A 21,364-nucleotide genomic window follows, 5' to 3' on the forward strand; every position below is an offset into this window, starting at 1 on the left:
TATCTGCCGTGGACGTTTGAGATTTGAGAGGGGCTGCTCCTAGTACGAGAGGACCGGAGTGGACGAACCTCTGGTGTTCCGGTTGTCACGCCAGTGGCATTGCCGGGTAGCTATGTTCGGAAGAGATAACCGCTGAAAGCATCTAAGCGGGAAACTTGCCTCAAGATGAGATCTCACTGGGATCTTGAATCCCCTAAAGGGCCGTCGAAGACTACGACGTTGATAGGTTGGGTGTGTAAGCGCTGTGAGGCGTTGAGCTAACCAATACTAATTGCCCGTGAGGCTTGACCATATAACACCCAAGCAATTTGCTAGCGCAGATTGCGGTGGTGAAGATGACATGAACCGAAAGTTCGCAACGCATCACAAACATCACATATCCGAATTCGCTGGGCTGTCCATCTGGACATTCTGGCTACAGAATTTCTTGACGACCATAGAGCATTGGAACCACCTGATCCCATCCCGAACTCAGTAGTGAAACGATGCATCGCCGATGGTAGTGTGGGGTTTCCCCATGTGAGAGTAGGTCATCGTCAAGATTCATTTCGCAAAACCCCTATCTGCACATGCAGGTAGGGGTTTTGTCTTTGTGCTCCAAAAAAGTCCCCTGGCCTCACAACAATCCCTGTGGGAGCGGGCGCGCCCGCGAACACCGGCGCAGCCGGTGCCATTCACCGCGTCGTGCGCTTCACCGGCACGCCGGCTCCCACAATTCGAGCCAGAACACTAGAATAGGCCCACGCACCTACTCAGAAGTACTCCATGTCCAATCCCGTCGAACCTGAATCGCTGGCCCGGTTGCCGCTGGAAGAGCTTGTGGCCTGCCACGAATGTGACCTGCTGCTGCGCAAGCCCGTGCTACAACACGGTGAAAAGGCCCTCTGCCCGCGCTGCGGTTACGAGCTGTATGCTCACCGGCACAATGTGGTCAATCGCAGCCTGGCCCTGGTACTGACGGCCTTGTTGCTGTTCGTGCCAGCCAATTTTCTGCCCATCATGCAGCTGCACCTGCTTGGCCAAACGTCTGACGATACTGTCTGGAGTGGTGTGCTAGGCCTGTACAACTCGGAAATGCGTGGCGTGGCGGTGGTGGTTTTCCTTTGCAGCATGGCCATTCCATTAACCAAGTTGCTGTGCCAACTGGCTGTATTGCTGAGTATTCGCCTGAACGTGGGGCGCAGTTTGGGCCTGCTGTTCTACCGTATCTATCACCACCTGCGCGATTGGGGCATGCTCGAGGTCTATTTCATGGGTGTACTGGTGGCCATCGTCAAGCTGGTCGACCTGGCTGAATTGACCGTAGGGTTGGGGTTGTTCTGTTTTATCAGCCTGTTGTTGATCCAGGTTTGGCTGGAAGTGGTGATGTCACCGCACCAGATCTGGAGTGCGCTATCGGGGGAGGACCTGCATGCGGGCGATTGATGCGGGCATTCTGGTCTGCAATGAATGCCATGAGCTGAACCGGCAGGCGCCGGACAGTAAATCGCAAAGCTGCACACGTTGTGGCGCTGTAGTGCATGCGCGGCGTCCGAACAGCATCGTGCGCACCTGGGCGCTGCTGATTGCCGCGTCGATTCTGTACATTCCGGCCAACGTGTTGCCCATCATGACCGTGAGTACCCTCGGCCAAGGCAGCCCGGACACGATCATGTCCGGGGTCATTACCTTGCTCAAGCACGGCATGGTGCCGATCGCTGCAGTGGTGTTCATTGCCAGCATCCTGGTGCCGACCTTCAAGCTGGTAGGCATCGGTTTGCTGCTGTACTCCGTACAACGGCGGCAGCCGCTTTCGGCCCGGCAACGGATATTCATGTACCGCTTCATCGAATTCATCGGGCGCTGGTCCATGCTGGATATCTTCGTCATTGCCATTCTCGTGGCAGTGGTGAATTTCGGCCGAATAGCCAGTGTCGAAGCCAATTTGGGCGCCGTCGCCTTCGCAACTGTGGTGATCCTGACAATGTTTGCTGCTTTAACTTTCGATCCCCGACTGATTTGGGATAACACGGAGTCGGATGACGACCATGAGTGACCTGCCAACGGCTAAAACCCGCCCAGCCTCGAACTGGTCGGCCATCTGGATCCTGCCTTTGATCGCCTTGATGATCGGTGGTTGGCTCGCTTGGCAGGCTTACCGCCAGGCCGGTGTGGAGATTGAAGTGCGCTTCGAGTCGGGCGACGGCATCGTCGCCAACAAGACCGAGGTGATCTACAAAGGGATGCCGGTTGGCAAGGTGAAGAGCCTAGTGCTCGATGCCGAGGGTGAGAACCAAGGTGTTATCGCCACGATCGAAATGAACAAGGATGCCGAGCCGCATCTGACCAAGGGGACGCGCTTCTGGCTGGTGAAGCCCAGTGTCACCCTGGCGGGCATTTCAGGCCTGGAAACCCTGGTGTCTGGTAACTACATCGCAGTCAGCCCGGGCGAAGGTGAGCCTACCAAGCGCTTCACCGCGCTTAAGGTGGCGCCGCCGCTGTCGGACAGCGAACCTGGCCTGCATCTTGTGCTAAAGGCTGAACGGTTAGGTTCGCTCAACCGTGACAGCCCAGTGTTCTATAAACAGATCCAGGTCGGCCGGGTGAAGAGTTATCGCCTGTCCGAAGACCAGAGCACGGTGGAGGTAAAAGTATTCATCGAGCCGGCTTACGCCAGCCTGGTGCGCAAACACACGCGCTTTTGGAATGCCAGCGGGGTAAGCATCGACGCTTCGCTTTCGGGTGTGAAAGTGCGTAGCGAGTCGCTGTCGAGCATCGTTGCCGGTGGTATTGCCTTTGCAACCCCGGAGTATCGCAAGGACAGCCCGCCAACCGACCCCAGCCTGCCGTTCCGCCTGTATGAAGACTTCGATGCAGCTCAGGCGGGGATCCGGGTCAAGGTCAAGCTCACCGATTACGAAGGCCTGCAGGCGGGCCGTACCCCGGTCATGTACAAAGGCATCCAGGTTGGCTCGCTGAAAACGCTGAAGATGGAAGACAACCTGGCCAGCGCTTCGGCCGAGCTGACACTGGACCCGCTCACCGAGGACTACCTGGTGGAAGGGACCCAGTTCTGGGTGGTCAAGCCTTCGATTTCCCTGGCGGGTATCACGGGGCTGGAGGCGCTGGTAAAAGGTAACTACATCGCCATTCGCCCCGGCGAAAAGGGCGCGCGGCCAGAGCGCGAGTTCGAGGCGCGTGCCAAGGCGCCGCCGCTGGACCTCAAGGCGCCTGGCCTGCACATGGTGCTGTTTGCCGACACCCTCGGTTCGCTGGAGGTCGGCAGCCCGGTGATGTATCGCCAGGTCAAAGTGGGGAGCGTGCAAAGCTATCAGTTCGCCCGCAACAGTAACCGCATCCTCATTGGTGTGCACATCGAGAAAGAATACGAAAAACTGGTCAACGGTTCGTCGCGCTTCTGGAACGCCAGCGGTATTACCCTGACTGGCGGCTTGTCGGGCATCAAGGTGAAAAGTGAGTCGCTGCAAACGCTGATGGCCGGTGGCATTGCCTTCGACACGCCGCGTGCGGATGTTCCGCTGAAGCGGCACATTCCGCGCTTCCGGCTGCACGAAAGCCAAGAGGCGGTGAACCGTGCGGGCACCTTGATCACCATCCGTGTCGACCGCGCGGATGGCCTGAAGCCAGGCACAGCGATTCGCTTCCGGGGCCTGGATGTGGGCAGCATCGAGAGCGTCGACTTGACCAATGACCTGCAGGCGGTGCTGCTGCGGGCGCGTATCACCGAAGCGGCGAATCGCATCGCCCGGGCCGGGACGCAGTTCTGGGTGGTCAAACCTGCGTTTGGCCTGGTGCGCACTGAGAACCTGGATACCCTGGTGACCGGCCAGTACCTGGAGGTGCAGCCGGCTACCAAAGACCGCGGGCCGCAGAGTGACTTCATTGCGCTGACCGAGGCGCCGCAGGTGGCAGGGCCAGAGGTCGGCCTGCCGTTGACCCTCAGTGCACCACGCCGTGGCTCGATCAAGCCTGGGGTACCGGTTACTTACCGCGAGGTAGCCGTGGGTAAGGTGACAGGCTTCGAGCTTGGGCAGAGTGCTGACCGCGTGCTGATCCATATCCTGATCGAGCCGCGTTATGCCGCGCTGGTGCGCAGTGGCAGCCGCTTCTGGAACACCAGCGGCTTCGGCTTCGACTGGGGGCTGTTCAAAGGCGCGACCGTGCGCACCGAGTCGCTGGAAACCGTGATCGATGGTGGCATCGCCTTCGCGACGCCGGATGCCGAGCGGATGGGTAACCCGGCCAGGCCGCAGCAGACCTTCGCCTTGTTCGACAAGGCCGAGGACGAGTGGCTGCAATGGGCGCCGAAGATTCAGATAGGCAAGTAACAGCAGGCAAACACAGTCACTGGGGCTGCTTTGCAGCCCGGTGGCGACCAAAGCCGCCCCTGCAAAATTGCGGTTACACCTTGGCGCATGCCCAAATCGCAGGCAACAAAAAGCCGACCCTAGGGTCGGCTTTTCGACTTTAACGTCGCTTAGGCAGCTGCAGCTTCTTTCAGCGCCTTGATGTGGCCATTCAGACGGCCTTTGTGACGAGCAGCCTTGTTCTTGTGGATGATACCTTTGTCGGCCATACGGTCGATTACAGGTACAGCCAGAACATAAGCGGCTTGTGCTTTTTCAGCGTCTTTTGCGTCAATGGCTTTAACTACATTCTTGATGTAGGTGCGGACCATGGAACGCAGGCTGGCGTTGTGGCTGCGACGCTTCTCAGCCTGTTTTGCACGTTTCTTGGCGGAAGGTGTGTTGGCCACCGTCGAGCTCCTCGAAAGACTTTAGGTAAATAGCAAACAAAATAGGCCGCGAATCATGCCGATCAGTCGAGCGGATGTCAAGGCCACCTGCAAGGTTCCGCCGAGCGGTGCGCCAACAAGCTGGAAAGATTCCTTTCTGCTGCGCGACCTGTACACTCGGGAATTTTTGGCTCCCCTGCGAAGGCGCGGGAGTATCGCACATTCGGATGCTGTCTGGCAGCGTCCTCTGTCATTGGCGTGAATCTTTTCGATGAACCTGCTCAAATCCCTGGCTGCAGTAAGCTCGATCACCATGATTTCGCGGGTGCTGGGCTTCATTCGCGACACCATTCTGGCGCGTATCTTCGGTGCAGGCATTGCCACCGACGCTTTCTTCATCGCTTTCAAGTTGCCCAACCTGCTGCGGCGCATTTTCGCCGAAGGTGCATTCTCCCAGGCCTTCGTGCCGATCCTGGCCGAATACAAGACGCAGCAAGGCGAGGAGGCGACCCGCACTTTCGTTGCCTATATCACCGGTTTGCTCACCCTGGTCCTGGCCCTGGTGACCGCCATCGGCATCCTGGCGGCACCCTGGGTGGTGTGGGCCACGGCCCCGGGGTTTGTCGACAGCACGGAAAAGTACGAACTGACCACGGCCCTGTTGCGGGTGACCTTTCCTTATATATTGCTGATCTCCCTGTCGTCCCTGGCCGGGGCGATCCTCAATACCTGGAACCGTTTCTCGGTACCGGCCTTTACCCCGACCCTGCTCAACGTGGCGATGATCGCCTTCGCGGTGCTGCTCACGCCGTACTTCAACCCGCCGATCATGGCCCTGGCCTGGGGCGTACTCGCCGGTGGCCTGGCGCAACTGTTGTACCAGTTGCCGGCGCTGAAGAAGATCGGCATGCTCGTGCTGCCCCGCCTGAACCTGCGCGATACCGGCGTGTGGCGGGTGCTCAAGCAGATGCTGCCGGCCATTCTCGGGGTGTCGGTGAGCCAGATCTCGCTGATCATCAACACCATCTTCGCCTCGTTCCTGGTGGCTGGCTCGGTATCCTGGATGTATTACGCCGACCGCCTGATGGAGCTGCCTTCCGGCGTGCTGGGCGTGGCCTTGGGTACCATCCTGCTGCCGACCCTGGCCAAAACCTACGCCAACAAGGACCGCGAGGAGTATTCGCGGATCCTCGACTGGGGCCTGCGCCTGTGCTTCCTGCTGGTGTTGCCGTGCACCCTGGCACTGGCCATTCTGGCCGAGCCGCTGACCGTGGCGCTGTTTCAGTATGGCAAGTTCAGCGCGTTCGATGCCGCCATGACCCAGCGGGCGCTGATGGCCTACTCGGTGGGCTTGCTGGCGATCATTCTGGTCAAGGTACTGGCACCCGGCTTTTATGCGCAGCAGAATATCCGCACGCCGGTGAAGATCGCGGTCTTCACCCTGGTCTGCACCCAGCTGTTCAACCTGGCCCTGGTCGGCCCGCTGGCGCATGCCGGGCTGGCCTTGGCCATCAGCCTGGGTGCCTGCCTGAATGCCGGCTTGCTGTTCTGGAAGCTGCGCAGTCAGCGCCTGTTCGAGCCGCAGCCGGGCTGGGCGATGTTCCTGGCCAAGCTGGTGCTGGCCGTGGCGCTGATGTCGGCAGTGCTGCTGGTGGGCATGCACTACATGCCGGCCTGGGAGCAGGGCATCATGCTGCAGCGCTTCATGCGCCTCGGCGTGCTGATCGTGGCGGGGGTCGTGACCTATTTCGGCTGTTTGTTCCTGTGCGGTTTCCGCCCCCGGCATTTCGCTCGCAAGGCCTTGCACTAGGACTACCTGCGGGTCAGGCGTCGGTTTTTCGCATTCCACGCCGCCCCTGGGCGCTGCTGCCTGTCACCGGCGCCCGGGTGTGGTTATAATCGGCCACTTTATGAGCAAGAAGCGCGTTATGCAGCTGGTTCGAGGTCTTCACAACCTGCGCCCCGAGCACCGGGGCTGTGTCGCCACCATTGGCAACTTCGACGGGGTTCACCGTGGCCACCAGGCAATCCTGGCGCGCCTGCGCGAGCGCGGCCAGGCCTTGGGCCTGCCGACCTGCGTGGTGGTCTTCGAACCGCAACCGCGCGAGTACTTCGCGCCCGATACCGCACCTGCGCGCCTGGCCCGCCTGCGCGACAAGCTCGAGCTGCTGGCCGCCGAAGGCATCGACCGGGTGCTGTGCCTGGCCTTCAACCAGCGCCTGAGCAAGCTCGGCGCCGATGCGTTCGTCAAGACCATCCTGGTCGATGGCCTGAGCGTGCGTCACCTCGAAGTGGGCGACGATTTCCGCTTTGGCTGCGACCGCGCCGGCGACTTCGCTTTCCTGGTCGAGGCCGGCAAGCAATATGGCTTTACCGTCGAAGCTGCCAACACCGTGATTCAGGACGGCCTGCGGGTCAGCAGTACCGAAGTGCGCCAGGCCTTGGCCGACGGCAACTTCGAGCTGGCCGAGCACCTGCTGGGCCGCCCGTACCGCATTACCGGCCGTGTGTTGCACGGCCAGAAGCTGGCTCGCCAGCTTGGCACGCCCACTGCCAACATCCAGCTCAAGCGCCGCCGCGTACCGCTGTCCGGGGTCTACCTGGCCAGCATCGAAATCGACGGCAAGGCCTGGCCGGGTGTCGGCAACATTGGCGTGCGCCCCACCGTTGCCGGTGATGGGCGCCCGCACCTGGAAATTCATCTGCTGGACTATGCCGGCGACCTTTACGGCCGGCGCCTTACGGTGGAGTTCCACCACAAGCTGCGTGAAGAGCAGCGATTCGCCTCCCTGGAGGCGCTGAAGTCGGCGATCGATGCGGATATCGCCGCCGCACGTGCACATTGGCACGCTCAACCGCTAACGAAGAGCCTGAAATGACCGACTACAAAGCCACGCTTAACCTTCCGGACACCGCCTTCCCCATGAAGGCCGGCCTGCCTCAGCGCGAACCGCAGATCCTGCAGCGCTGGGACAGCATTGGCCTGTACCAGAAGCTGCGCGAAATTGGCAAGGATCGTCCAAAGTTCGTCCTGCACGACGGCCCGCCCTATGCCAACGGCAAGATTCACATCGGTCATGCGCTGAACAAAATCCTCAAGGACATGATCGTCCGTTCCAAGACCCTGGCCGGTTTCGACGCGCCGTACGTGCCGGGTTGGGACTGCCATGGCCTGCCGATCGAGCACAAGGTCGAGGTTACCCACGGCAAGCACCTGTCGGCCGACCGCACCCGTGAGCTGTGCCGCGAGTATGCTGCCGAGCAGATCGAAGGGCAGAAGACCGAGTTCATTCGCCTGGGCGTGCTGGGTGACTGGGACAACCCGTACAAGACCATGAACTTCGCCAACGAGGCGGGTGAAATCCGTGCCCTGGCCGAAATGGTCAAGCAAGGTTTCGTGTTCAAGGGCCTGAAACCGGTGAACTGGTGCTTCGACTGCGGTTCGGCGCTGGCTGAGGCGGAAGTCGAGTACGCCGATAAAAAATCCCAGACCATCGACGTGGCCTTCCCGGTTGCCGATGAAGCCAAGCTGGCTGCCGCTTTCGGCCTGGCGTCGCTGGCCAAGCCTGCCGCCATCGTGATCTGGACCACCACCCCGTGGACCATTCCAGCCAACCAGGCGTTGAACATCCATCCCGAGTTCACCTACGCCCTGGTCGACACCGGTGAGCGCCTGCTGGTGCTGGCTGAAGAACTGGTCGAGTCGTGCCTCAAGCGTTACAACCTGGAAGGCTCGGTCATCGCTACCGCCCAAGGCGCGGCGCTGGAGCTGGTCAACTTCCGTCACCCGCTCTACGACCGCCTGTCGCCGGTGTACCTGGCCGACTACGTCGAGCTGGGCGCCGGTACCGGGGTGGTGCACTCCGCGCCAGCCTACGGTGAAGACGACTTCGTCACCTGCAAGCGTTACGGCATGGTCAACGATGACATCCTTACCCCGGTGCAGAGCAACGGTGTGTATGTCGAGTCGCTGCCATTCTTCGGCGGCCAGTTCATCTGGAAGGCCAACCCGGCCATCGTCGAGAAACTCGGTGAAGTCGGTGCGCTGATGCACACCGAAACCATCAGCCACAGCTATATGCACTGCTGGCGCCATAAAACCCCGCTGATCTACCGCGCGACCGCGCAGTGGTTCGTGGGTATGGACAAGCAGCCGACTACCGGCGAGCCGCTGCGTGAGCGCGCGCTGAAAGCCATCGAGCAAACCAAGTTCGTTCCGGCCTGGGGCCAGGCACGCCTGCACGCGATGATCGCCAACCGCCCAGACTGGTGCATTTCGCGTCAGCGCAACTGGGGCGTACCGATTCCGTTCTTCCTGCACAAGCAGACCGGCGAGCTGCACCCGCGCACCGTCGAACTGATGGAAGAAGTGGCCAAGCGCGTCGAGCAGCAGGGCATCGAAGCCTGGTTCAAGCTGGACGCTGCCGAACTGCTGGGCGCTGAAGCCGAGCAGTACGACAAGATCGCCGACACCCTCGACGTGTGGTTCGATTCGGGCACCACCCACTGGCACGTGCTGCGTGGCTCCCACAACATCGGCCACGACACCGGCCCGCGCGCCGACCTGTACCTGGAAGGCTCCGACCAGCACCGCGGCTGGTTCCACTCGTCCTTGCTGACCGGTTGCGCCATCGACAACCATGCGCCGTACCGCGAGCTGCTGACCCACGGCTTCACCGTGGACGAAAACGGCCGCAAGATGTCCAAGTCGCTGGGCAACACCATCGAGCCGGAGAAAGTCAACAACACCTTGGGCGCCGACATCCTGCGCCTGTGGGTTTCGGCTACCGACTATTCCGGTGAAATGGCCGTTTCCGAGCAGATCCTGCAGCGCAGCGCCGACGCCTACCGGCGTATCCGCAATACCGCACGCTTCCTGCTCTCGAACCTGTCCGGTTTCGACCCGGCCCGCGACCTGCTGGCCCCGCAAGACATGCTGGCGCTGGACCGCTGGGCCGTGGACCGCACCTTGTTGCTGCAACGCGAACTCGAAGAGCACTACAGCGAGTACCGTTTCTGGAACGTGTACTCCAAGGTGCACAACTTCTGCGTGCAGGAGCTGGGCGGCTTCTACCTCGACATCATCAAGGACCGCCAGTACACCACCGGCGCCAACAGTGTCGCCCGCCGTTCCTGCCAGACTGCGCTGTATCACATCAGCGAAGCGCTGGTGCGCTGGATCGCACCGATCCTGGCGTTCACCGCCGACGAAATCTGGCAGTACCTGCCGGGCGAGCGCAACGAGTCGGTCATGCTCAATGGCTGGTACCAGGGCCTGAGCGAACTGCCGGAAGGCACCGAGCTTGACCGTGGCTACTGGGACCGCGTCATGGCGGTTAAGGCCTCGGTCAACAAGGAGCTGGAAAACCAGCGTACCGCCAAAGTCATCGGCGGCAACCTGCAGGCTGAAGTGACCCTGTACGCCGATGAGGGCCTGAGCGCCGACCTGGGCAAGCTGGGCGACGAGCTGCGCTTTGTGCTGATCACCTCCGCTGCCAGCGTGGTGCCATTTGCCCAGGCGCCTGCCGAAGCGGTTGCCACCGAAGTCGAGGGCCTGAAACTGCAGGTGGTCAAGTCCGGCCACGCCAAGTGCGGCCGTTGCTGGCACTTCCGTGCCGACGTTGGCAGCCACCCGGAGCACCCGGAAATCTGCAGCCGTTGCGTCGACAACCTGACCGGCTCGGGTGAGGTGCGCCACTATGCCTAACCCTGCAGCGGGCCGCTTCGGGCGCCTCGCATGGCTGTGGCTGAGCTTGCTGGTCCTGGTCATCGACCAGGCCACCAAGCTGTATTTCAACAACGCCCTGACCATGTACCAGCAGATCGTCGTCATACCTGACTACTTCAGCTGGACCCTGGCCTACAACACCGGCGCCGCGTTCAGCTTCCTGGCCGACGGCGCCGGCTGGCAGCGCTGGTTGTTCGCCCTGATCGCCGTGGTGGTCAGCGCAGTGCTGGTGGTGTGGCTCAAGCGCCTGGGGCGCAATGAAACCTGGCTGGCCGTGGCGCTGGCGTTGGTGCTCGGTGGGGCGATCGGCAACCTGTACGATCGCATCGTGCTGGGCCATGTGGTCGACTTCATCCTGGTGCACTGGCAGAACCGCCACTACTTCCCGGCTTTCAACGTGGCCGACAGCGCCATCACCGTTGGTGCGGTAATGCTGGCGCTGGATATGTTCAAGAGCAAGAAGTCCGAGGATCCGGTCCATGACTGACACCCGTATCGGCCAGAACACCGAAGTCACCCTGCACTTCGCGCTGCACCTGGAAAACGGCGACACCGTAGACAGCACGTTCGACAAGGCCCCGGCAACCTTCAAGGTAGGCGATGGCAACCTGTTGCCGGGCTTCGAGAACGCCCTGTTCGGCTTCAAGGCCGGTGACAAGCGTACGCTGCAGGTTGCGCCAGAAAATGCCTTCGGCCAGCCCAACCCGCAAAACGTGCAAGTCATGCCGCGGTCCAACTTCGAAGGCATGGAGCTGTCCGACGGGCTGTTGATCATCTTCAACGACGCCGCCAACGCCGAACTGCCAGGTGTTGTCAAAGCGTTCGACGACGACCAGGTGACCATCGATTTCAATCACCCACTGGCTGGCAAGACCCTGACTTTCGAGGTGGAGATCCTCGAGGTGAAGGCCCTGTAAGCCTGGAGCCGAGCATGCAAATCAAACTCGCCAACCCTCGCGGCTTCTGCGCGGGGGTCGACCGGGCGATCGAGATCGTCAACCGCGCGCTGGAAGTCTTCGGCCCGCCGATCTACGTGCGCCATGAAGTGGTGCACAACAAGTTCGTCGTCGAAGACCTGCGCAACCGTGGCGCTGTCTTCGTCGAGGAGCTGGACCAGGTGCCGGATGATGTCATCGTCATCTTCAGTGCCCACGGTGTTTCCCAGGCTGTGCGCCAGGAAGCTGCTGGCCGTGGCCTGAAAGTGTTCGATGCCACTTGCCCACTGGTGACCAAGGTGCATATCGAAGTCGCCAAGTACAGCCGCGATGGCCGTGAGTGCATTCTCATCGGCCACGAAGGGCACCCGGAAGTCGAAGGCACCATGGGCCAGTACGACCCCAGCAACGGTGGCGCCATTTACCTTGTCGAAGACGAGGAAGACGTGGCCAAACTGCAGGTGCGCGACCCGGACCACCTGGCTTTCGTCACCCAGACCACCCTGTCGATGGATGACACCAGCCGTGTGATCGACGCCCTGCGTGCGCGCTTCCCGAACATTGGTGGCCCGCGCAAGGACGACATTTGCTACGCCACGCAAAACCGCCAGGACGCCGTCAAGCAACTAGCCGATGAAAGTGACGTAGTGCTGGTGGTTGGCAGCCCGAACAGCTCCAACTCCAACCGGCTGCGCGAGCTGGCCGAGCGCATGGGCACCCCGGCCTACCTGATCGATGGCGCCGAGGACCTGCAACGCGGCTGGTTCGACCAGGCTGCGCGTATCGGCATCACCGCCGGTGCGTCGGCCCCGGAAGTGCTGGTGCGTGGTGTGATCGAACAGCTCAAGGCCTGGGGTGCTACCGGCGCTGAAGAGCTGGATGGGCGGGAAGAGAACATCACGTTCTCGATGCCCAAAGAGCTGCGGGTTCGCTCGCTGATCTGACCGGCCAGGGCTTAGGTGCACGAGCGGCCTTGCGCGACGCAAGGCTGCTCGATAAGCGCGTTAGCCGGGGCAGCGCTGATTGTCGCGGTGCTCAGCCAGCAAGTTGACCCTCCCTGAAGAGGCCATCACCACTTGGTGGCGGCTGCTGGCCGCCGAGCGCTCGCACACCTCCAGGGTGATGGCGAACCAGCCGTTGCCCAGCTTCATTGGCACACCCAGGGCACTGAACTTGAACTGTTCGTCGCTGTTGCCCACGATTACCAGCGGCCTGGCCAGGCGCTGCTCACGCAGTACCTGCCGGTTGTGCTCCAGGGCTACACGCCAACCATTTCCCCAATTGCCATCCAGCGCCTGCACCAGCACCGGTTGCCCCTGCAACAGCGCGTGGCTACGGGCGCTACGCAGTGCCTGGGCCAAGTCGCGCGCCACCGCCGCCCGCTGCAGGTCATCGCTCATCCTGGCGTAGGCCGGTAGGCCGATCTGTGTCAGCAATGTCGCCACAGCCAAGGCCGACAACATCTGTATCAGTGTTACCCCACGTTGCTTCACCGTGCATTCCTCCCAGGAAGTGCTTCGCTAATAGCTTCTCGGTGGCTGGCCAGGAGGTCCAGTCGCTCAAGTTGAAGGCTATAGCGGGAAAAATCGCAGGAGGTGCAGGGATGCACGCATGGCAAAAGGGCATGACGCTGCTGGAGGTGTTGTTGGCGGTGGTGGTCGTGGCCGTGGGCATGTTCGCCGCTGCGGGGCTGCAACTGCAGGCCTTGCAAGCCACAGACAGTGCGCGCCGCGATGGGCAGGCGGCAATGGCGGCACACAGTGAGTTTGAAAGGGCACGGCGATGAGGCGCCGGCAAACGGGTGCTGGTTTGCTTGAGTTGCTGCTGGCGCTGACCATCGGGTTGATGGTGCTGGTGGCGGCCAGCCAGCTATTCGCCTCTGTGCACCAAGCATGGCGGCTGCAAGGCGCCGCGCTGCGCATGCAAGGGGAGGCGCGCCAGGCGCTGCTGCGCATGGCCCAGGATATTCGCATGGCGGGCATGTTTGGCTGTTTGCGCCTGAAACCTGGCGACTTTCCGGCCCAGGCTGTGCCGCCTGGCTTCGCCCGGCCAATGGAGCTGGGGCCGTCCAGCTTGAGCCTGATGGTCGCCGAGTTGCCGGGGCATACCGGCGACCCGGACTGGACCTTGCTGACCAACTGTATCGACGAGGTCAAGGTGCTGAGCCGCCGGGCACAGGCTAGCGCCACACAGATGGCGGTGCCCATCAGCCATCACCATTATGCGCACAGCGGCGGCAGGCTGTATTTCAAGCGCCGGGGCAACAATCAGCCGCTGGTCGAGCATGTGCGGGAGCTGCGCATCGTGCAGGTTGCCGGTGAGCGGGTGGATATTCAGCTGACCTTGTATGAGCCCACGCTGCAACTTGAGCAGCACCACGCGTTGAGCGTGGCATTGCGCAACCCGGTACCGGCTTCATGAGCCGCCAGCGGGGTGTGGTGCTGCTGTTGGCCTTGGTCCTGAGCCTCCTGCTCGGCCTGCTGGCCGCATCGGCGCTGCGCGACGCGCTGGTCGAAACGCGTATGAATGGTTACCTGAGCGATGGCCTGCACGCACTGGAAGAGGCCGAGGCCGCCTTGCAGGCCGGGGTGCGCAAGCTGGAACAGGGCCCGCCGCCGCCCTCGTGCAATGCCTGCCTGCCGCCACCACAGCCACACGACCTGGCTGGCCAGTGGCAAGCCACCCCGACCGGCTATTTCCAGCTACAAAACCTGGGCATCAGCCAGCGCGCTGCCCACGTGCCCGAAGGGCAGGCGGTCACCCTGTTGCGCATTACTGCCGTCAGCAAGCGAAGCCAATCCCGGCATGTACTGGAGGCGGTCTACGCCGCAGCCGACGGCACAGTCCAGCGCATCACCTGGCGACAGAGACTGAGAGGAGACTGACATGCAGCAAGGTTTGAGCCTGATGGAGTTGTTGATTGTCCTGGCCGTGACCGGCATTCTGGCAGCCATTGCCTACCCCAGTTACAGCGACCAGCTTCGGCGAGCCGCGCGCAGCGAAGTGGTTGGCCTGCTGCACGATGCCGCCCTGCGCCTGGAGCGCCACCGCGTACGCACCGGCCAATACGCCGAGGGCGACCCGGCGCTGCCCGGCGGCACCCGCCATTACAGCCTGCAGGCGCAACGCGACAGCGACACCTTCACGCTGCGGGCCCGGCGCTTGCCGCATGGGCTGATGGCGCAGGATGGCTGTGGCGACTTCCAGCTGGACCAGGCAGGGGTGCAGCGCAACCCGGGTGCCGTTGAGCCCAGCGCGCACTGCTGGGGGAGCTGAAGGTTGAATGGTGCCCGGCGCATCGCGGTTTTACTTCAGGTGTTGGATCGACAGATGAGCAAGCAAGTAGTGGTGGTTGGCGGCGGGGTGATCGGCCTGTTGACGGCGTTCAACCTGGCGGCCAAGGTCGGCCATGTGGTGGTGTGCGATCAGGGCGAGGTCGGCCGTGAGTCGTCGTGGGCCGGTGGCGGCATCGTTTCGCCGCTGTACCCGTGGCGCTACAGCCCGGCAGTGACTGCCCTGGCGCACTGGTCACAGGACTTTTATCCGCAGTTGGGCGAACGCTTGTTCGCCAGCACTGGTGTCGACCCCGAAGTGCACACCACTGGCCTGTACTGGCTGGACCTGGATGACGAAGCTCAAGCGCTGGCCTGGGCCGAGCGCGAACAGCGGCCGTTGAGTGCGGTGGATATCTCGGCAGCCTATGACGCGGTGCCGGTACTGGGCCCGGGTTTCAAGCGCGCCATCTACATGGCGGGCGTGGCCAATGTGCGCAACCCGCGCCTGGTGAAATCGCTGAAGGCGGCGTTGCTGGCAATGCCGAACGTGACTTTGCGCGAGCACTGCCAGATCACCGGTTTCGCCCAGCAAGGCGGGCGTGTGGTCGGGGTGCAGACGGCCGACGGTGTGCTGGCGGCGGATGAGGTGGTGCTCAGTGCTGGCGCCTGGAGTGGCGACCTGTTGGCTACGCTTGGCCTGGCGCTGCCGGTGGAGCCAGTGAAGGGCCAGATGATTCTGTTCAAATGTGCCGAAGCCTTCCTGCCGAGCATGGTGCTGGCCAAGGGGCGCTATGCGATCCCGCGGCGTGATGGGCACATTCTGGTGGGCAGTACGCTTGAGCATGCCGGGTATGACAAGACCCCGACCGGGGATGCACTGCAGAGCCTGAAGGCTTCGGCGGTGGAGTTGTTGCCTGAGCTGGAAGGGGCCACCGTGGTGGCGCACTGGGCCGGGCTGCGGCCGGGGTCGCCTGAGGGCATTCCGTATATCGGGCCGGTGCCGGGGCATGCGGGGTTGTGGTTGAACTGCGGGCACTACCGGAACGGGTTAGTGCTGGCGCCGGCTTCGTGCCAGCTGTTTACCGATTTGCTGACCGGTGCCGAACCGATCATCGACCCGGCGCCCTATGCCCCAGCGGGGCGGTTGGGCTGAGAATGCCGGGGCCGCTGTGCGGCCCTATCGCAGGCAAGCCAGCTCCCACAGGTATTGCACAAGGCTCAAGGCCTGTGAGGGACCTGTGGGAGATTCTATGGTTCCTGGCAAGGGTAGCCGCAGCATCTTCAGCGCCTGTGAGATCGAGCGCCGCCCGCGCGGCGCTCGATCTCACAGGCGCTGCATATCTTCTGACAAACACCTGTCAGCGCTGATGCGATCCCTGTGGCTTGCCTGCGATGAGGCAGGGGAGGCCAGTAGCGATATCAGCCTGTAATCGGCGCCTGTAAATGCCGGCTCGGGTAATGCTGCTCATACGCCTTGCACACCCGCAGCACCTGATCATCGGCAAAGCGCCCGGCCACGACCTGAAGCCCCACCGGCAAGCCTTCGCGGGTGAACCCGCAAGGCACCGATGCTGCTGGTTGTTGGGTCAGGTTGAAGGGGTAGCTGAACGGCGTCCATTCCATCCATTGCCCCATCCCCGACCCAGGCGGCACGTTGTGCCCGGCCTCGAACGCCACCAGCGGCAGCATCGGCGAAACCAGCACGTCATAGCGCTGGTGGAAGGCATTCATCTTCGCAATCAACTCCGCCCGTGCCTCCAGCGCCTGGGTGTACTGGCTCAAGCTGATGCGAGCCCCCTGTTCGGCAATCCAGCGCAGCCCAGGGTCAAGCAGCGCTCGCTGTTCATCACTCAACGCACCGGCCAGCCGCGCTGCACCGGCAAACCACAGGGTATTGAACGTTTCCAGCGGGTCGCTGAAGCCGGGGTCCACTTCTTCGACCTGCGCTCCCAGCCGGGCCAGGCGCTGTACCGCTTGCGCCACCAGCGCCTCGATCTGCGGGTCGACCTGCACGTAACCAAAATTGGCACTGTAGGCGATGCGCAGACCATTCAGGTCTTGCAGCTGGCCCAGCCACGGAGCCTGTCGTGGCGCACCGGCCAGCCCGTCACGTGGATCGGGGCGGGCGACACAGTCGAGCATCAGCACCGCGTCGTCCACCGTGCGCGTCATCGGCCCCAGGTGCGACAGTACGGTCATGGCACTGGCCGGCCATTGCGGCACATAGCCAAACGTTGGCTTGATGCCGAAGGTGCCGGTAAAGGCGCAGGGTATGCGGATAGAGCCCCCGGCATCGCTGCCCTGGTGCAGTACGCCCAGGTTCAATGCGGCAGCGGCGGCGGCACCACCCGACGAGCCACCGGCAGTCAGCCGTGTGTTCCAGGGGTTACGGGTGATGCCGTACAGCGGGTTGTCGGTTACGCCCTTCCAGCCGAACTCGGGGGTAGTGGTCTTGCCCACCAGGACTGCACCGGCCTCACGCATGAAGGCGCTGAACGGGGCATCGACCTCCCATGGCCCGGCCGCAGACGTGGTGCGCGACCCTTTGCGGGTAGGCATGCCACGGGTCAGGGTCAGGTCCTTGATCGAGGCGGGTAGGCCATCGAGCCGGCCACAAGGCTCGCCCCGTTGCCAGCGCTGTTCGCTGGCCCGGGCAGCGGCGCGGGCGCCTTCGCCGTCGACGTGGCAATAGGCGTTGACCGCCGGGTTGTGCTGGTCAATGCGCGCCAGCACATCGTCGACCACCTCCACAGGCGACAACTGGCGGCGCTGGTACAGTTCGAGCAGTTCGGCAGCGGTGAACTCGCCAATCGCGGTTTTCTGAGGCATTTCAGCAGGCTCCTGGGTTGGCGGCCTGGAACATGGCGCGCAGCAACACGTCGCAACCATCGGCCAGGTCCTGCGGCGCGGCATTTTCGATTTCGTTGTGGCTGATGCCGCCTTCGCACGGTACGAATATCATCCCGGCCGGGCCCAGCTCGGCGAGGAAAATCGCATCGTGGCCGGCACCACTGACAATATCCATGTGGCTCAGGCCCAGCGCATGCGCCCCTTGGCGCACGGCATCCACGCACTGCTCGGCGAAGTACAACGGCGGGAAGTCGGCCGTCGGGGTGAGCTGCCAGGCAAGGCCGTGTGCCGTTGCGCTGGTTTCGATGGCCGTGCGCACTTCACTGACCATTGCAGCGAGGTGCCCAGGGTCGAGGTGGCGCAGGTCGATGGTCATGTGCACCTGGCCGGGGATGACGTTGCGCGAGCCCGGGTGCAGGGTCAGGCAGCCTACCGTGCCGCAGGCATGCGGCTGGTGGGCGTGGGCAACACGGTTGACCGCAGCCACGACCTCGGCGGCACCGACCAGCGCATCCTTGCGCAAGTGCATGGGGGTAGGGCCTGCATGTGCTTCTACACCGGTCAGCACCAGGTCGAACCATTTCTGCCCCAGGCAGCCCTGGACCACGCCGATGGTCGTGCGCTGGTCTTCCAGTATCGGGCCTTGCTCGATATGCGCTTCGAAGTAGGCACCCACGGCATGCCCGGTAGGTACGCGCGGGCCGGCATAGCCGATGCGCTGCAGCTCGGCCCCCACCGACAGGCCCTGGTCATCGACCTTGTCCAGGGTCTGCTGCAGGTCGAACTTACCGGCGAATACCCCAGAACCCATCATGCACGGTGGAAAGCGCGAGCCTTCTTCATTGGTCCACACCACCACTTCCAGTGGGGCTTCGGTGGTCAGCTTCAAGTCGTTGAGGGTGCGCATGACTTCGAGGCCGGCCATGACCCCGTAGCAGCCATCGAACTTGCCACCGGTGGGCTGGGTGTCGATGTGGCTGCCAGTCATGACCGGCGGCAGGGCCGGGTTGCGACCGGGGCGGCGGGCAAAGATGTTGCCGATGGCGTCGACGCTGACGGTGCAGCCGGCTTCTTCGCACCAGCGTACGAACAGGTCGCGGGCCTGGCGGTCAAGGTCGGTCAGGGCCAGGCGGCACACACCGCCCTTGGCGGTGGCGCCGAGTTGAGCCAGGTCCATCAGCGATTGCCAGAGGCGTTCGCGGCTGACCAGTGGGCCTTGGGCAAGCAGGTGCTGCGGGGGATCGATGCGGGTGTTCATGGTTCATCTCTCCTGAAAGTATCGGGTTGCTGGTACCGGCCTCTTCGCGGGCTTGCCCGCTCCCACAGGTCCTGCGTAGTCCTCAGAAGAGGCCGGTACAGAAAAGCAGGTATGGGTCAGGCACTCAGGGCCAGATAGCGGTTCTTGATACTCGGGTCCTCACGGAACTGCGCCGCACTGCCCTGGTAGGCAACCCGACCCTGCTCCAGCACGTAGTGGCGGTCTGCAAGGGCATCGCAGACCATCAGGTTCTGCTCCACCAGCAGGATCGACAGCCCTTCGTCCTTGATGCGCCGTAGAATCTTCACCAGCTCGTCGACAATCACCGGCGCCAGACCTTCAGTCGGTTCATCAAGGATCAGCAGCTTGGGCCCGTTGAGCAGGGCGCGGGCGATGGCCAGCATCTGCTGCTCGCCACCGGACAACGCGAAGCCACCGTTACGGCGCCGCTCCTTCAGCCGCGGAAACATGCTGTACACGTCCTCCAGCTGCCAGCGGCTGGTCTTGCGCACGGCGATCTTCAGGTTCTCCTCGACACTGAGCTGGCGGAAAATGCCGCGGTGCTCTGGCACCAGGGCAATGCCCAGCCGGGCAATGTCGAAGATTTCGCGGCCGACCAACTGTTGGCCGTTGAAGCTGATCTGCCCCTGCCGAGGGCGAACGATGCCAAGAATGCTGCGCAAGGTGGTGGTCTTGCCGGCACCGTTGCGCCCAAGCAGTGTGACCAGTTCGCCAGCCTCGACCTTGAGCGAGACGCCTTCGAGCACATGGCTCTTGTCGTAGTAGGAATGGATCGAATCGACGTTGAGCATCAGGCGGCCTCACCAAGGTAGGCAGTGCGCACGCGTTCGTCGTTGCGCACCTGTTCAGGGGTACCCTCGACCAGGATCTGGCCGTGGCTCATTACCGTGATGCGCTGGCTGATCGACATGACGATGCTCATGTTGTGCTCGATCAACAGCACGGTATGGTCACGGCCCAGGTCGCTGATCAGGTCGGTCATGACCGGGATGTCATCAATGCCCATGCCCGAAGTGGGTTCGTCGAGCATCAGCAGGGTAGGCTTGGCGCAGATGGACATGCCCACTTCCAGCACCCGCTGCTGGCCGTGCGAAAGCTCGCCCGCGAGGGTGTTGGCGCGGCCAGTCAGCTGCAGGCGCTCCAGTACCTGGTCGGCGGTGTCCCAGTGGCTGCGCTTGTGCTCGACGCTACGCCAGAAGTTCAGCGCGCCCAGGCCATCGCGGCCCTGGGCCGCCAGGCGCAGGTTCTCGCGTACCGACAGGTTCTGGAACAGGCTGGTGAGCTGAAAAGAACGCGCCATGCCCAGTGCCACACGGCCGTGGGACGGCTTGCGGACGATGTCCTGGCCATTGAACAGGATCTTGCCCGCGGTGGCCTGGCGCTCACCGGTCAGGCAGTGGAACAGGCTGGTCTTGCCGGCGCCGTTGGGCCCGATAACGGTGTGAATGGTGCCGGCGCGCACGTTGAGGTCCACGCCCGCGACCGCCTTGAACGGCCCGTATGCCAGCTCCAGCTGGCAGGTTTGCAGGAGGTAGTCGCTCATCACAAGGTCTCCTTGGTCTTGGCCTGGGGTTTGTCATGGGGGGCACGGCTAGCCAGCAGGCGCTTGGCCAGTTCGGCCAGGCCGCCCCACAGGCCACCGCGCATGAACACCACGACCAGGATCAGGATCACCCCCAGCAGCATCAGCCAGCGTGGCCACAGTTCGGACAGCACATCGCCCAACAGCACGATGGCACCGGCCCCCAGCAGCGAGCCGAACAGCGAGCCGGTACCGCCGACGATGGTCATGATCAGAATGTTCTCGCTCATCATCAGGTCGATGTTCGACAGCGGCGCAAAATGCAGCAGCATGGCGTACAGCGCCCCGGCAATCCCGGTGATGGCGCCCGACAGCATGAACACCAGGATCTTGAAATGGCGGGTGTCATAGCCGATGGCAGCAGCGCGGGTCTCGTTCTCGCGGATGGCCAGCAGGGTGCTGCCGAACGGCGAGCGAATGACCCGCAGGGCGCCGGCGAAGATCAGCAGGAACAGCACGGCGACAAACACATAGAAGTGCCGCGGGTCGGCCAGGTCGACCAGCACATGGCCGGCGATCTCGATGTTCGGCCGTGGTACGTCGAGCAGGCCGTTGTCGCCGCCGGTCCAGCCACTGAGGGTATAGGCCAGGAAGTAGGCCATCTGGCTGAAGGCCAAGGTCAGCATGACGAAGTAGATGCCCGTGCGGCGTATGGCCAGGGCCCCCACCAGCAGCGCGAGGAAGGCGCCGAATACAGCGGCGCCAAGCAGCGCGGCGAACATGCCCCACTGCAGGTGGATCATCAGCAATGCCGCACCATAGGCGCCCACACCAAAGAAGATGCCTTGGCCGAACGACAGCAGGCCGGTATAGCCCAGCAACAGGTTGCAGGCCAGCGCGGCCAGGGCAAAGATCAGGATTTCAGTGGCCAGGGTGGCCGATGGCAGCAGCAACGGCAGCGCCACCAGGCTGGCGACTACCAGCAACAGCAGTGCCGGGGCACGGCCCCTGGCGACTGGCAAAGGGTTTTTTTCACTCAT

General features: G+C 62.9%; 21 protein-coding genes and 2 rRNA genes (1 of these 23 running past the window's edge). 16 read left to right on the forward strand and 7 right to left on the reverse strand.

Annotation, left to right across the window (positions count from 1 at the left end):
- The 5 genes from K4A76_RS02930 to K4A76_RS02950 form a co-directional block, all read left to right on the forward strand.
- A 23S ribosomal RNA gene (locus K4A76_RS02930) occupies positions 1-292 on the forward strand; it begins 2,601 nt to the left of the window's first position.
- A 134-nt stretch (positions 293-426) separates the two neighbouring features.
- Positions 427-542 (forward strand): 5S ribosomal RNA (gene rrf, locus K4A76_RS02935).
- A gap of 223 nt (positions 543-765) precedes the next feature.
- Entirely contained in the window at positions 766-1,425 is a 660-nt protein-coding gene (locus K4A76_RS02940; RefSeq protein WP_173887507.1) for a paraquat-inducible protein A, read from the forward strand.
- Complete coding sequence (locus K4A76_RS02945) at positions 1,412-2,035, forward strand: paraquat-inducible protein A (RefSeq protein ID WP_054913778.1); 624 nt, start codon at positions 1,412-1,414, stop codon at positions 2,033-2,035. The genes K4A76_RS02940 and K4A76_RS02945 overlap by 14 nt, the downstream gene beginning before the upstream one ends.
- The gene (locus K4A76_RS02950) at positions 2,028-4,328 is read left to right on the forward strand and encodes a PqiB family protein (protein WP_274411499.1); all 2,301 of its coding nucleotides are present in this window, start codon (positions 2,028-2,030) and stop codon (positions 4,326-4,328) included. Before K4A76_RS02945 ends, K4A76_RS02950 begins: the two co-directional genes overlap by 8 nt.
- Before the next feature lie 149 nt (positions 4,329-4,477).
- Here the strand turns inward: K4A76_RS02950 and rpsT are convergent, their stop codons facing one another.
- Positions 4,478-4,756, reverse strand: coding sequence for a 30S ribosomal protein S20 (rpsT, locus tag K4A76_RS02955; protein ID WP_003247625.1), 279 nt, complete (start codon positions 4,754-4,756; stop codon positions 4,478-4,480).
- Positions 4,757-5,006: 250 nt separating this feature from the next.
- On the opposite strand from rpsT, the gene murJ reads away from it, so the two are divergent.
- The 6 genes from murJ to ispH all read left to right on the forward strand — a co-directional run bounded on the left by murJ (position 5,007) and on the right by ispH (position 12,342).
- Complete coding sequence (gene murJ / locus K4A76_RS02960) at positions 5,007-6,545, forward strand: murein biosynthesis integral membrane protein MurJ (protein ID WP_009682080.1); 1,539 nt, start codon at positions 5,007-5,009, stop codon at positions 6,543-6,545.
- A 118-nt stretch (positions 6,546-6,663) separates the two neighbouring features.
- On the forward strand, positions 6,664-7,614 hold the full coding sequence (gene ribF, locus K4A76_RS02965; protein ID WP_274411500.1) for a bifunctional riboflavin kinase/FAD synthetase: 951 nt from the start codon (positions 6,664-6,666) through the stop codon (positions 7,612-7,614).
- Positions 7,611-10,442, forward strand: a complete 2,832-nt coding sequence (gene ileS / locus K4A76_RS02970; RefSeq protein ID WP_274411501.1) for an isoleucine--tRNA ligase — start codon at positions 7,611-7,613, stop codon at positions 10,440-10,442. The genes ribF and ileS overlap by 4 nt, the downstream gene beginning before the upstream one ends.
- Positions 10,435-10,950 carry a signal peptidase II gene (lspA, locus tag K4A76_RS02975; RefSeq protein WP_003247609.1) on the forward strand — a complete coding sequence of 172 codons (516 nt, stop codon included), beginning with the start codon at positions 10,435-10,437 and terminating at the stop codon, positions 10,948-10,950. Before ileS ends, lspA begins: the two co-directional genes overlap by 8 nt.
- Positions 10,943-11,380, forward strand: coding sequence for an FKBP-type peptidyl-prolyl cis-trans isomerase (fkpB, locus tag K4A76_RS02980; RefSeq protein ID WP_009682083.1), 438 nt, complete (start codon positions 10,943-10,945; stop codon positions 11,378-11,380). The genes lspA and fkpB overlap by 8 nt, the downstream gene beginning before the upstream one ends.
- Positions 11,381-11,394: 14 nt before the next feature.
- Positions 11,395-12,342: a 4-hydroxy-3-methylbut-2-enyl diphosphate reductase gene (gene ispH / locus K4A76_RS02985; protein WP_029886696.1), complete on the forward strand. Its 948-nt coding sequence runs from the start codon at positions 11,395-11,397 to the stop codon at positions 12,340-12,342.
- A 60-nt stretch (positions 12,343-12,402) separates the two neighbouring features.
- Here ispH and K4A76_RS02990 read toward each other — a convergent pair whose 3' ends face one another.
- A complete protein-coding gene (locus tag K4A76_RS02990; RefSeq protein ID WP_029886697.1) occupies positions 12,403-12,891 on the reverse strand; it encodes a GspH/FimT family pseudopilin in 489 nt (162 codons plus the stop codon).
- Positions 12,892-13,001: 110 nt separating this feature from the next.
- Between K4A76_RS02990 and K4A76_RS02995 the strand changes: the two genes are divergently transcribed.
- Genes K4A76_RS02995 through thiO form a run of 5 tightly spaced genes read left to right on the forward strand, consistent with a single transcriptional unit; the run spans position 13,002 to position 15,826 of the window.
- Complete coding sequence (locus K4A76_RS02995) at positions 13,002-13,184, forward strand: prepilin-type N-terminal cleavage/methylation domain-containing protein (RefSeq protein WP_274411503.1); 183 nt, start codon at positions 13,002-13,004, stop codon at positions 13,182-13,184.
- Positions 13,181-13,819: a PilW family protein gene (locus K4A76_RS03000; RefSeq protein ID WP_110679453.1), complete on the forward strand. Its 639-nt coding sequence runs from the start codon at positions 13,181-13,183 to the stop codon at positions 13,817-13,819. The genes K4A76_RS02995 and K4A76_RS03000 overlap by 4 nt, the downstream gene beginning before the upstream one ends.
- Complete coding sequence (locus tag K4A76_RS03005) at positions 13,816-14,283, forward strand: hypothetical protein (protein WP_054913579.1); 468 nt, start codon at positions 13,816-13,818, stop codon at positions 14,281-14,283. The genes K4A76_RS03000 and K4A76_RS03005 overlap by 4 nt, the downstream gene beginning before the upstream one ends.
- 1 nt (position 14,284) lies before the next feature.
- Positions 14,285-14,674: a type IV pilin protein gene (locus K4A76_RS03010; protein ID WP_274411504.1), complete on the forward strand. Its 390-nt coding sequence runs from the start codon at positions 14,285-14,287 to the stop codon at positions 14,672-14,674.
- A gap of 54 nt (positions 14,675-14,728) precedes the next feature.
- Complete coding sequence (gene thiO, locus K4A76_RS03015; RefSeq protein WP_274411505.1) at positions 14,729-15,826, forward strand: glycine oxidase ThiO; 1,098 nt, start codon at positions 14,729-14,731, stop codon at positions 15,824-15,826.
- 266 nt (positions 15,827-16,092) lie between these two features.
- Here thiO and K4A76_RS03020 read toward each other — a convergent pair whose 3' ends face one another.
- From K4A76_RS03020 to K4A76_RS03040, 5 genes are all read right to left on the reverse strand, one after another.
- The gene (locus tag K4A76_RS03020; RefSeq protein ID WP_274411506.1) at positions 16,093-17,502 is read right to left on the reverse strand and encodes an amidase; all 1,410 of its coding nucleotides are present in this window, start codon (positions 17,500-17,502) and stop codon (positions 16,093-16,095) included.
- A gap of 1 nt (position 17,503) precedes the next feature.
- Positions 17,504-18,781 carry a Zn-dependent hydrolase gene (locus K4A76_RS03025; RefSeq protein ID WP_274411507.1) on the reverse strand — a complete coding sequence of 426 codons (1,278 nt, stop codon included), beginning with the start codon at positions 18,779-18,781 and terminating at the stop codon, positions 17,504-17,506.
- Positions 18,782-18,897: 116 nt separating this feature from the next.
- On the reverse strand, positions 18,898-19,593 hold the full coding sequence (locus K4A76_RS03030; RefSeq protein WP_009683015.1) for an ABC transporter ATP-binding protein: 696 nt from the start codon (positions 19,591-19,593) through the stop codon (positions 18,898-18,900).
- Positions 19,593-20,345, reverse strand: a complete 753-nt coding sequence (locus tag K4A76_RS03035) for an ABC transporter ATP-binding protein (RefSeq protein WP_054913584.1) — start codon at positions 20,343-20,345, stop codon at positions 19,593-19,595. Before K4A76_RS03035 ends, K4A76_RS03030 begins: the two co-directional genes overlap by 1 nt.
- Positions 20,345-21,364 (reverse strand): branched-chain amino acid ABC transporter permease, encoded by a 1,020-nt coding sequence (locus K4A76_RS03040; protein ID WP_274411509.1) that lies wholly within the window; start codon positions 21,362-21,364, stop codon positions 20,345-20,347. The genes K4A76_RS03035 and K4A76_RS03040 overlap by 1 nt, the downstream gene beginning before the upstream one ends.

Origin of the sequence: Pseudomonas sp. NEEL19, from assembly GCF_028751975.1 — a bacterium.
Lineage (GTDB): Bacteria > Pseudomonadota > Gammaproteobacteria > Pseudomonadales > Pseudomonadaceae > Aquipseudomonas > Aquipseudomonas juntendi.